We start from the raw sequence: 12014 nt of genomic DNA, 5'->3' as shown, positions 1-12014 counted from the left end.
AGGGTTGACGTTCCCTCGCTTACGCTTCGGGCTCCGACGCCGCTGTTGACATCCCCTTACTTACGCTTCAGGCTCTGAGGCGTGCGGCCGCACCTCGGCCCGCCATTTCCAGATGGTGTAGACAGCGGGGTAGATCAGCAGCTCCAGAATGAACGACGTGACGACGCCGCCGACCATCGGCGCGGCAATGCGCTTCATCACGTCGGCGCCAACGCCGGAAGACCACATGATCGGCAGCAGGCCCATGAGGATCGCCATGACCGTCATCATTTTCGGCCGCACGCGCTGCACCGCTCCTTCGAGGACGGCACGCTCCAGATCGTCGAGGTTGTTCATGCGCCCCTGGCGGCGCTCGTGCTCATAGGCGACATCGAGATACAAGAGCATCACCACGCCGGTCTCGGCATCGACGCCGGCCAGGGCGATGATGCCGACCCACACCGCCACGCTCAGGTGATAGCCCAGCATGGCCAGCAGCAGAAACGCGCCCACCAGCGAAAACGGCACCGCCAACAAGACGATCAGCACCTTGGTCAATGAACGCGTATTAAGATAGAGCAAGACAAAAATTACCAGCAACGTCAGCGGAATCACGTACATGAGCCTCTCACTGGCTCGCTTCATGCCCTCGTAGGAGCCGCTCCATTCCAGGTGATAGCCGGACGGCAGCTGGACCATCTGATCGACCATCCGCCGTGCGTCGCGGATGTAGCTGCCGGTGTCGCGGCCGGCGAAGTCCACGTAGACGTAACCAACCAGCTGGGCCGCTTCGCTTTTGATCGAGGCCGGCCCTGAAGTCAGCCGCAGGTCGGCCAGCTGCTCCAGCGGCACTTGCGCGCCAAAAGGCGTCTCCACCAGCACACGCTTTAGCCGCCAAAGCTCGCCGCGATAGGAGCGGCCATAGCGGACGTTGACCGGATAGCGCTCGCGGCCTTCGATGGTGGTCGTCACGTCTCCGCCGCCGACCGCGGACTGAATGACCTCGTGAACGTCCGCGACGGTCAAGCCGTAACGCGCGACGATCTCGCGATGCACGTCGAAATCGAGATAATAGCCCTCCGACACACGCTCGGCGAAAGCGGTGCGCGTGCCCGCGACCATGCCCAGCGCGTCCTCGATTTCCTTGGCGATGCGGCTGACTTCTTTCAAGTCTGGACCAAACACCTTGATGCCGATGGGCGTGCGGATGCCGGTGGCCAGCATGTCGATGCGGCCCTTGATGGGCATGGTCCAGCTGTTGCTGAAACCCAGTGTCTTCTTTTTCAAGGCCGCGTCCATCTCGGCGATGAGCTGGTCGGAAGTCAGGCCGGGGCGCCATTCTTCGGGCGGTTTCAGGCTGATGACGGTTTCGACCATCTCCAGCGGCGCGGGGTCGGTAGCGGTCTCGGCGCGGCCGGCCTTGGCGAAAACGCTGGCCACCTCCGGAAACGACATCAGGATGCGATCTTGCTGCTGAATCGCCTCGCGCATGGTCTGGATGGATGCGCCCGGCAGAGACGCCGGCATGTACAGGAGGCTCTCCTCCCACAACGGCGGCATGAATTCCGAGCCAAGACGCTGATAAATGGGGACGATGGCGGCGACGGCCACGGCTGCCAGCAACACCATGACGTAGCGGAAACGCAGCGCCAATCGAGCGAACGGCTGATACAGCCAGATCAGCAAGCGATTGATCGGGTTCTTCTCCTCGGAAGGAATCCGGCCACGAATCAGCAGCGTCATGAGGAACGGCGCGACCGTGACTGACAGCAGGGCGGCGAAGAACATCGAGAACGTCTTGGTGTAGGCCAGCGGCTTGAACAAGCGTCCCTCTTGATCTTGCAGAGCGAACACCGGCAAAAAGCTGACGGTGATGACCAGGAGCGAGAAGAACAACGACGGTCCCACTTCACTGGCCGCCTCGATGAGGACTTCACGCCGCGGCCGCCGTTCCGCCTCCGCTTTGGCGTTTTCGTGCTCGATGTGCTTGTGCGCGTTCTCGATCATGATGATCGCCGCATCGACCATGGCGCCGATGGCGATGGCGATGCCACCAAGACTCATGATGTTGGAGCCGAGCCCCAACGCATTCATGGCGATGAAGGCGATCAGGATGCCGACCGGCAGCGTCAAAATGGCGACCAGCGCGCTGCGGGCATGCATCAGGAAGATGAAGCACACCAGCGCGACGATGATGCTTTCCTCGAACAGGGTCGATTTCAGCGTGGCGATGGCGCGCTCGATCAGTTGCGAACGGTCGTAGACGGGAATCAGCTTGACGCCTTCGGGCAGACTGGCGGCAACGTCGGCGATGCGCGCCTTCACGGCGCGGATGACATTCAGCGCATTGGCGCCGTAGCGCTGCACAACGATGCCCGAAGCGACCTCGCCCTCGCCGTTCAATTCGGTCAAGCCACGACGCTCATCGGGCACGGTCTCGACATGGGCGACCGCGGCAAGCGTCACCGGCGTGCCGTCTTTCGCCTTCAACACCACATCGGCGAGATCGGCGGGCGATTTGATGTAGCCGCGGCCGCGGATCATGAATTCGGTTTCGCTCATCTCGAGCGTGCGGCCGCCGACATCGCTGTTGGCCTTCATCACCGCATCGCGGATTTGTCCCAGCGAAATGCCATAGGTGCGCATCCGCGCCGGATCGGCCACGACGGCATATTGCTTGACGAAACCGCCGATGCTGGCGACCTCGGCCACGCCTTCCGTCTTGGCGAGGGCAAAACGCAAATGCCAATCCTGCAGCGAGCGCAGTTGCGCAAGGTCCTGACGGTCGCCGGTCAGCGCATATTGATAAACCCAGCCGACGCCGGTCGCATCGGGGCCGAGGGTCGGCGTCACGCCTTGCGGCAGCTTCCCGGCGGCGCCGTTGAGATATTCCAGCACGCGCGAGCGCGCCCAATAGACATCGGTGCCTTCGTCGAAAATCACATAGATGAACGACACGCCGAAAAACGACACGCCACGCACCGTTTTGGCTTTGGGTACGCTGAGCAGCGCCGAGGTCAGCGGAAAGGTCACCTGATCTTCCACCACTTGCGGCGCCTGGCCGGCATAATCGGTGGTGACGATGACCTGCGTATCCGACAGATCCGGAATGGCATCGAGTGGGATGCGGCTGACGGCGAAGACGCCGGCCAGCACGGCCACCAGTGTGCCGATCAGCACAAAGCCCCAATGTTCCGCCGACCAGCGGATGACGCGCGCGATCATTTCTTCTGTCCGAATTGCTGGAGAGCGGCCTGCAGATTGCTTTCGGCATCGATCAGGAAATTGCCCGACGACACCACGCGTTCGCCTTCGGCAAGACCCGCGAGCACCTCCACCCGGTCGGCATTGCGGGCACCGAGCTTGACCGCGCGGGGCTCGAACAAGCCTTCGCCTTTGGCGACGAATGCAATTTGGCGGGTGCCATCATCGACGATAGCGGCGACTGGAACCGTGAGTACGCTGCCGTTGGCGGACGGAGCAGCAATGCGGACTTCGGCGAACTGGCCGATGCGCAACCGCCCGCCCGGATTGGCGACAGCGATGCGGACCTTGGCGGTGCGGGTGGCGAGATCGAGCTGCGGATAAACCAGCACGACGGTGCCTTCGAACGACTGGGCCGGGTTGTCGCGGAAATTCACGGTGGCCTTCAGGCCTTTCTTCACCGCCGCGAGATCGCGCTCGGAAACGTCGGCGAGAATCCAGACGCGCGACAGATCGGTGGTCTTGAGCAAGGTATCGCCGGTGGCGAAATGCATGCCCTGTACGGCCGGCTTTTCCATCACCGTGCCGGACGCGGGCGCCACAATGGTGAGGCTGCGGGTCGGCACGCCGGACTTGGCCATGTCATTTAGCGCCGCCTGACTGACCCCATACTGGCGCAGCAATCCGGCCGCGGCCGCGGCATGATCCTGGGCGCCCGATGCGAGCGAGCCGATGAAATCGGCTTCTTTCACCAGCAGTTCGGGACTTTCGACCCATACGCGGGCGAGCGGCTGGCCGGCGCGGACGATGTCGCCGGTTTGCGAGACGTACAGTTTCTCGATGAAACCGGTGAACCGCGCCGCCAGCACGGCCTGACGGGTTTCGTCGGCGGCCACGGTGCCGGAGGCGCGCACGGTCTGCGCCAAGGCCGTGCGGGTCACGTCGGTCAAGCGCACGCCGGCGCGCTGCATTTTCTCGGTTGAAAGACGGATGCTGCCGGGCTTGCCCGCCGCCTCGTCGGCATAGACCGGAATATAGGCCATGCCCATGGCGTCCTTCTTCGGCACCGGCGAGGTGTCGGCAAGACCCATCGGATTGCGGTAATAGAGAATGCGCCGGACAGCGTTGGCGGGAGGCGGCGATGCCGCCTCCGCGCTTTTCTGCTTGGCCGCGACGACGACGCTGCCCTTGATGGGCTTGCCGTTCACGGTGCCGCTGACGATGACGGCCCAACGTCCGGGGGCGTAGAGATTGGTCTCCACCACCACCGTGCCGTCCACCACAGATACCTTCGCCGCAGCCGTCATGTCGGCCATGGCATCGGGCCCCATATCGACCCGCACCTTCAATCCGGCGATCGCAACCGGCTTGCCGGCCTCGGTCACCGCGATGCGGATCTTCTGCACGCTGCCGGACGTCACCGCCGGATCGAGCAGCTTGAACGCCGGCGCGGCCGATGCCGCCGAGAGCGCCAGCACGAAGGCCAGCGCCGAAAAAATCATACGAAGCATGAATTCCTCCTCGCCCGGACAGAGTCCGAGGCGATATTGTTCTGATGCGTGAAATCACGCCCGGAGGGCGCTGAGCATCAGCCGGCGATCGGAGGCGGATCGTCGGGCGGAATCGATAATCCCGAAACCGATTGATACGGCATCGGCAGCGACCGCGTCGCTGCGAATTTCAGAACCGTGGGGCTTGCAACCGGCAGCGCCGCGAGACCGAAGCACGCCATCACGCCAAAGCAGACCGACATGCTCTTGCAGGGGTCGTTGTCGGACTTTGGCGCCTTCGCCGGCGCCGCATGCTGACAACAGTCCATGCCAGCCATTGCATGGCCCATCGTATGGGAGTTCGGCTTGGGTGACGGCATGGCCATCGAGCCCGGCATCGCTGCGATGGCAAACACCACCGCAAGCACCAGGCTGATCCAGGTCCGGACCAAGTGATTTCCCAATCTCATAATGTGAAAACTAGAATTGATCCAAACGGAAAGCAATTCCGCCTAGCGCCGCAGGGTAACGACGACGATTGTGGCGAGATTGCGTCAAGCCTCGCGCGCGCCGCGACATTACGGCAAGACAGCGCTTTCCATTCTGCCCTCGCCCACCTCCAAAAATGCCCCCAACTCGGGATATAATCATATCAATCAGTCAAATATGGGAGGGCCTCATGCGTATGAGATTGGCTGTGACGGCGGGCTTAATCGCAGTCGTCGCGATTGCCGGATTGGGATCGGCGCAAACGTCAAGTGGCGCCGGCGGCGGACAAGGCGGCGTACCGGGTTCGGGCATCGGCCCGCAAAACCACCTGGGCGCAAACATGACCCAGGACCAATTCAACAACTTCATGAATTATGCCGATCAAGCCAAGCGCCTCACCAAGGAAGACAAGGCAGCCGGCAAAACGCTGGCGCAGGTGTTGGCGGAAGACAAACTCGCTGCCGCCGCGCTCGCCAAGGCGATGCCGCTGAACTGCGATGTCACCGACGCCATGAAAATCGCCGAAGGGCCCGAAACCGTCGACGGCCAGACCGTTCAGACCCAAACCTATGAAGCGGTGTGCGCCAACGGCATGGGCTATTTCCTCGTCAAGCAGGATCCGGCCAAGCCGTACGGTCTGTCGTGCTTCGCCTTCGATGCCACCGCCAAGGCCGATATCGCAGCCGGCCGCAAACCCGGTGCGGTGTGCCGGCTTCCCGCCAACGCTGATCTTAAACTCGTCGCCGCCAAGATGCTGGCCGCCTCCGGTATCGCCTGCACCGTTAAGGACTACCGCTGGGTCGGCCAGAGCGCCGCCAACCACATCGAGTTCGACGAGGTCGCGTGCGATAACGGCCAGGGCTATATGATGATCGTCGCCCTGCCCGGCGCGCAGATTCCGGTGCATGTGGAAACCTGCAATCAGTCGGCCAAGCGCGGCATCGCCTGCAAGCTGTCGGATAACGGCGACGTCGGCCCGACGCTGAAGTCGTTCCGCGATGTGCTGGCCCGATACAAAGTCGCCTGCCAGGCAACCGACCAGACCACCCGCGTCATCGGCCAGATCGAATCGAAGAAGCTGCTCGTGGTCGAATTCGCCTGCCTGGAGATGCCGAAAGGACTCGTCGCCTACATTCCGCAAGAGGGCAGCAAGAGCCCGTTCGAAGTGGTCGATTGCCCGACGGCAGCCAAGCGCGGCGCGGTTTGCGCCTTGCCCGGCAACAACAGGTAAGCGGTTGCAGCTGAAAAGTGCGTTGCTGCTCCATTGCGATCAGCGGCGAAATATGATAGCGCTACCACTAAGTCATACAGCGTCCGGGCAAGCAACCGTTCGGGCGGCAGCTCCGAAAGGTACGCCATGCGTAACAACTCAGCGCAAGGCTCCGGATCGATCGGGGCACAATCCGGCGGGACCAACCTCACCTTCCGGGTGATGGAAGACCTCGGCGTCGCCATCGTCACCGGCCAATTCACCGAGGACAATCCGTTCCCGATCGAAGCGGTGCTGTGCGAAAAGTACGGCGTCAGCCGCAGCGTACTGCGCGAAGCAGTGAAGATGTTGACCGCCAAGGGCCTGCTCGGCGCCCGCCCCCGCCACGGCACTTGGGTGCAGCCGGAACGATCGTGGAATTTCCTCGATCCCGACGTGCTGCGCTGGCTGCTCGAACGCAAGCTGTCGTTCCAGCTGCTCACCGAATTCACCCAGATGCGCATGGCGGTGGAGCCGTTCGCGGCGGCGATGGCTGCCGAAATGGCCGGACGCAGCGAAGTCGCCGCGATCATGTCGGCGATCAACCGCATGGTAGCAGCCGAGCATGGCGACGACGATCCGCTGACCTCGGACATCGCCTTCCACGTCGCGGTGATGCGCGCCAGCGGCAACCGCTTCTACGCCCAGCTTTGCGACATGATCGACACCGCGGCGCGGTTTTCCATTCGCGCCACCAACTATTTCAAGGGTGTCGCCCAGGCCTCCGCCGCCGACCACAAGAAAGTCGCCGACGCCATCGTGCTCGGCGATGCCAAGGCGGCCGAAAGTGCGATGCGGTTCCTGATGCAGGAAGCGCTCGAGCTGATCGAGTTCGCCAAGACGCAAACACCCAAACCGATCATCGCCACTCGCGGCATCGGCAACCAATTGCCGGCGGAGTGACGGGCAGAAACGAAAATGCCTTCTGCCCCCGCGGGCGAGGCATTCTCCTCGCTCGCACTCAGACCGTTGGGCAGAAAACGGATGCCCAGCGGCTACCGCTTCACCTCCACCGCCGCACCAGTGTAGTTCACCGTCTTGGCTCCCTTGGCGTCGAAATCGAGTACGGTTTTGCTGGGACCGGAGATGAATCGCACTTTGATTTCGCGCGCCGTCACCAATCCCGGGAACGCGCCGGTGCGGGCGCCGATCGTCAGGGTGCCGGTGGCTTCGTTCCAGGCCATCGGAATGCGCGCGAAGGCACCCTTCTGGTAACTCGTGGACGTGCCGTCGTCTTCGTAAAGATCGAAACGGCCGTCCTTGCCGGTGTAGACGGTGAGCGTGATCGGCGCGCCGGGCATTTGGTTCGCGTACTGAACAGCGGCGCCGGTCGGCACGATGGCGCCCTCGCGCACGAACAGCGGCATACGGTCGAGCGGAGCCTTGGCGGTGATGGTCTGGCCGCCCGCGTACACCGCACCGCTGTAATAGTCGTACCAGCGGCTGCCGGCCGGCAGATACACTTGTCGCGAAGTCGCTTTGTATTGGGTAACCGGCGCCACCAGCAGCGCCGGCCCGAACATGTATTCGTCGGCGATATTGCGCACGGCGGGATCGTCCGGGAAGTCCATCACCAGCCCGCGCATCATGGTGCCGGCCTTGTGATAGGTGTCGGCGGCAAGCGTGTAGATGTAGGGCAGCAGCCGGTAGCGCAGCTTGTCGTAGAAGGCGAGAATGTTGAACACCTTCGAACCGGGCTTGGCGATCTCGTAGGTTTCGCGATGCACCAGTTCGCCATGACTGCGGAACAGCGGCACGAAAGCACCGAATTCGTACCAGCGGGTGTACAGCTCCGTGAACTCCGCCTTGTCGGACGGCCTGGGATGCGCGGCGCTGAAGCGATCCTCCATGGTGTAGCCGCCGATGTCGAAGGTCCAATTCGGTACGCCCGACATCGAGAAGTTCACGCCCGCCGAAATCTGCTCGCGCATATCGCTCCAACGTGAGGCGATATCGCCGCTCCACACCGCCGCGTTGCAGCGCTGCAAACCGGCAAAGCCGGAGCGCGTCAGGATGAAGGTGCGCTTGTCGGGATGGGCCGCTTGCCAGTGATCGTAGAAACCACAGACATGCATCAGCGGATAGGAATTGTAGACCTCGGCGCCGGGGCCGCGCACCGTCGGCCCGCGCATCTTGGTCTGCACCTCCATCGACATGTTGGAGTGGATGTCGGGCTCGTCATTATCCATCCACCACGCATCGGGCGCGACGATATTGTCGAGTTTCGACTGCACCTGATTCCAATAGATGTCGCGCGCCTCCTTCGAATAGGCGTCGTAGTTCGACGAGGGATAGCCGGGGCCGACCCAATCGCGATAATCCTGATCCACGGCGTAGCGGTACATCAGTCCCTTGTCGTCGAATGCCTTGTAGTTGGGAAGGCCGGCGTAGAATTTCGGCCAGATCACCAGCATGACATGACCGTTCAGCTTGTGAACGTCGTCGAACATTTTCGGCGGATTGGGGAAACGGCTGGGGTCGAATTCATGGCTGCCCCATTCCGGATCGCGCCAATAACGCCAATCCTGAACGATGGCATCGATCGGCAATTTCAGGTGGCGATACTCCTTGAACACGCCCACGAGCTGGTCCTGCGTTTCATAGCGCTGGCGGCTCTGCCAAAAGCCGTAGGCCCACTGAGGCATCAGCGCCGCCGCGCCGGTGAGATGGCGATAGCCGGCGATCACCTCATCGAGATTCGAACCCGCGACGTAGTAATAATCGAGCGCCCGCGCCACGTCGGAATGCAGCGACAGTTCATGGCGCTCGGCCTCGGGCAGCGGATCGAGATGGAGGAAGCGCAAATAGGCATTGCCTTCGTTCTTCCATTCCGCCTTGAAGGTGACCTTCTTGCCCGCGGTCATCGGGATTTCGATGTTGCGGTACCAGCCCTGCCAGCCCTGGCGCCACGCATCCATCACCAGCTTGCCGTCGATCCACAGCTTGAAATAGCCGGACACGTAGAAGCGGAACTTGTGCACGCCGGTCTTTTGAGTTTCCAGCGCGCCGTCGTAGGTAACCACCAGCGTTTTCGACGTCGGCACCGGATCGCCGGCGTGGATCGGCTTGTGCTCGGGGTTCGCCACTTCTTGGGGGAAATTCGCGGTGTCTTCGATGAACTGGTAATTCGGATCGGCCTCCACCCGCTCGGCCAGCAGCTTGCCGTGATCGGTGTAGCGCGCCGTCAACCCGCCCTTGTTGCCGTTGGCGTCGTACAACGTGAGCTGGGCACCGAGGGTCGGATATTCCGCCGGATAGCCGAAGCGCGTGATCGAATAATTATCCCACAGCACCCCGTAATTCCTGGTCGACACCACGAACGGCACCGCCACATCCATGTTGTGCTGGGCGAGGATCACGTCTTCGCCGTTGTAATTCATCTGGCCGTTCTGATGCTGGCCGAGGCCGTAAAAGCCTTCGTCGCTGCCGCGGTTGAATTCGGCGCGCACATCATAGAACGACTTGCCGTCGATGGTGGCCGGCTTGAAGGTCGTGCCGGCGCCCGTCAATACCGGCTTGCCGTCGGCGTCGAAGAACTTCACCGCGCCGGTCGTCAGCGAAACCTCGGCCGACAGCTTGGCGGTCTTCAACGTCAATACGTCGCCGTTGGCGTGGACGTCGAACGCCGTCGCTTCGGGCGCGGCGCGCACGATCAGGCTTTCGGTCGGCCGAATGGTGGTATCGGGCGATGCGGTGACGTGAATGATCGAATCGGTCATCACCGTCAGCCTGATCGTCTTCACCGGGCCTGCAGTCGGCGTCACCACCACGCCATCAGGAGTTTTCTCCCAGGTCACGACCGGCGCGACCGGTGGCGCTGGCGGCGGCGCGAACCATCCGTGCACGGTCGAACACGCTCCGGTAACGGCCAGTGCCGCAATCGCCGCGGTGACCAGCAAAGCCTTTTTCGTCCTCATCGCGCCTCTCCTAATATGTCGCCATCTTGACGTGCAGGATTTTCGGGGTGTCGGTGAAGTTCAAGCCGTAGTCGGTCTGGTCGCCGTTCCACACCCGCTCGAACACCCATTTGCCGTTGTCATAATGCCCCTCCTCCACCCGCAAGAACTGCACGCCGTTGGCGCTCTTGGGATCGGTGAGGGCAAAACTGGCGCGCGCGTGAATGCCGGTGACGAGGAATTCGTCAGGCCCGAGCCGAGCGATCGCAACACCGCCCGACGGCTTTTCGGTGCCCGCCGGAATGCCCCAGGCACTCTTCGCATCCCATTCCTTCATGCCGAACTGCCAGAGCTGATACTCCACCTTCGCGCTCCAGCGGCCCAGCGCAATGGTTTGCGCAGCGTGATCATCGGGCTCGGATACGCCCCACACCTCGCCCTCATACGCGAGCTTGGCCCATTCGCGGCTCATGCTCCGCAGCACCTTGAAGTTGGCGGCGAACGGCGCGATGGCCTCGGCATCGACCACCTTGGCGCCGAGCGGCCAGTTGGAATAGCCGGTGAAATCGAGCCCGAACGGCGCAAATCCGAGCGTGCGCCGGCCCATCGCGGCATAGACATAGCGCGCAAAATCCGCCGAAGAGCCGATTTCGACGATCATCAGCGGATTGTCGGGCCGCACATATTTGTCCATGTGCGCGATGACGGTGGCGCCGTCATGGGCATAAATATCGGGCGCGGCGGTGAACAGCGACGGCGCGGCGAGGTGCCAGATGTCGAGCACGTTCCACGTCGGCCCGCCGCTGGCATAGGTCTGCGGGTCCTGCGGCTTGAGCGGATCGCGCAACGCGGCATTGACATACATCGGCAAAGGATACGCCGCCTGGCCGGCGCGCGCGATCTCTTCGATGTAGCTGGCGATCGACCAGGCGTGGAAATACTCGTCGGCATCGGCGCCGAAAACCTGTTTCCAGTTTCCTGACTGCTTGCCGAACTTCCTGACCAGCGCATCGGGCACCGGACCGTTGAACAATTTCTCCGCGGCGGGCGAATAATCACGCACGCTGCGATAGGTGCCGGCCTCGTTCTCGACCTGCACCATCAACACGGTGCGCGGCGCATCAATTTCCTTCAGATGCGTCATCAGCGCGACGAACGCCTTCTTGTCGGCTTCCAGCGTCGCACGGGCATGCGGCGACAGGGCGTAACTCACCTGCCCCTTGGCATCGATCAGATGCGGGAAGCGTTTGCCATCGAGTTTCACCCATGCCGGCGCATAGGCTGGACCGGTATTCTTCCAGGTCGCAAACCAAAGCAGCACCAGCCGCGTGTCGTGGGCGCGGGCCTGATGCACCAGTGTATCGACCCAGGAAAAGTCGAAACGGCCTTCGGCCGGCTCGATCTGCTCCCAGGCAACGGGAATCTCGAGCGTGTTGGCGTGCAGCGCCTTTACCGCCGGCCAGACCTTCGGCAGTTGCGAGGGATAGTTGGCGGCGTTGTTGGCCTGCACGCCGAGCATCAGGAACGGCGCGCCATCGACCATCAGGGCAGAGCGCCCGTAGTGCTGCGTGATCGACGGGATCGGCACCTCGTGCACGGGCGGGGTCTTATCCCGATGGCACCCGACCAAGAGGACCGACGTCGCAATCAGCGTTGCGATCAAAGCCCGCCTCATATGCTCCCTCCCGCGCGTTCGTATGATTTATA

General features: G+C 62.6%; 7 protein-coding genes. 2 read left to right on the top strand and 5 right to left on the bottom strand.

The window, feature by feature from the left end:
- Nucleotides 1–60: 60 nt before the first annotated feature.
- From AC1P6P_RS19540 to AC1P6P_RS19530, 3 genes are all read right to left on the bottom strand, one after another.
- On the bottom strand, nucleotides 61–3204 hold the full coding sequence (locus tag AC1P6P_RS19540) for an efflux RND transporter permease subunit (RefSeq protein WP_481404122.1): 3144 nt from the start codon (nucleotides 3202–3204) through the stop codon (nucleotides 61–63).
- On the bottom strand, nucleotides 3201–4694 hold the full coding sequence (locus AC1P6P_RS19535) for an efflux RND transporter periplasmic adaptor subunit (protein WP_481404121.1): 1494 nt from the start codon (nucleotides 4692–4694) through the stop codon (nucleotides 3201–3203). Before AC1P6P_RS19535 ends, AC1P6P_RS19540 begins: the two co-directional genes overlap by 4 nt.
- A 77-nt stretch (nucleotides 4695–4771) precedes the next feature.
- Complete coding sequence (locus AC1P6P_RS19530; RefSeq protein WP_481404120.1) at nucleotides 4772–5125, bottom strand: hypothetical protein; 354 nt, start codon at nucleotides 5123–5125, stop codon at nucleotides 4772–4774.
- Nucleotides 5126–5502: 377 nt separating this feature from the next.
- Here AC1P6P_RS19530 and AC1P6P_RS19525 point away from each other — a divergent pair, with 377 nt between their 5' ends.
- Nucleotides 5503–6393, top strand: a complete 891-nt coding sequence (locus AC1P6P_RS19525; protein WP_481404119.1) for a hypothetical protein — start codon at nucleotides 5503–5505, stop codon at nucleotides 6391–6393.
- Between the two features lie 126 nt (nucleotides 6394–6519).
- Nucleotides 6520–7314, top strand: coding sequence for a FadR/GntR family transcriptional regulator (locus tag AC1P6P_RS19520; protein WP_481404118.1), 795 nt, complete (start codon nucleotides 6520–6522; stop codon nucleotides 7312–7314).
- 92 nt (nucleotides 7315–7406) lie between these two features.
- Here the strand turns inward: AC1P6P_RS19520 and AC1P6P_RS19515 are convergent, their stop codons facing one another.
- A complete protein-coding gene (locus AC1P6P_RS19515; protein WP_481404117.1) occupies nucleotides 7407–10328 on the bottom strand; it encodes a TIM-barrel domain-containing protein in 2922 nt (973 codons plus the stop codon).
- 10 nt (nucleotides 10329–10338) lie between these two features.
- Nucleotides 10339–11982, bottom strand: a complete 1644-nt coding sequence (locus AC1P6P_RS19510) for a DUF5597 domain-containing protein (protein ID WP_481404116.1) — start codon at nucleotides 11980–11982, stop codon at nucleotides 10339–10341.
- Nucleotides 11983–12014 lie beyond the last annotated feature (32 nt).

The organism is Rhizomicrobium sp. (genome assembly GCF_056722145.1).
Note: the sequence above shows the minus strand (reverse complement) of the source record. Positions and strands in the feature narration are given on the sequence as shown.

Bases quoted from the DNA above. Each gene is read 5' to 3' on its own strand.
- AC1P6P_RS19540 (WP_481404122.1), bottom strand. From the start codon at position 3,204: ATGATCGCGCGCGTCATCCGCTGGTCGGCGGAACATTGGGGCTTTGTG.
- AC1P6P_RS19520 (WP_481404118.1), top strand. From the start codon at position 6,520: ATGCGTAACAACTCAGCGCAAGGCTCCGGATCGATCGGGGCACAATCC.
- AC1P6P_RS19525 (WP_481404119.1), top strand. From the start codon at position 5,503: ATGACCCAGGACCAATTCAACAACTTCATGAATTATGCCGATCAAGCC.
- AC1P6P_RS19515 (WP_481404117.1), bottom strand. From the start codon at position 10,328: ATGAGGACGAAAAAGGCTTTGCTGGTCACCGCGGCGATTGCGGCACTG.
- AC1P6P_RS19535 (WP_481404121.1), bottom strand. From the start codon at position 4,694: ATGCTTCGTATGATTTTTTCGGCGCTGGCCTTCGTGCTGGCGCTCTCG.
- AC1P6P_RS19510 (WP_481404116.1), bottom strand. From the start codon at position 11,982: ATGAGGCGGGCTTTGATCGCAACGCTGATTGCGACGTCGGTCCTCTTG.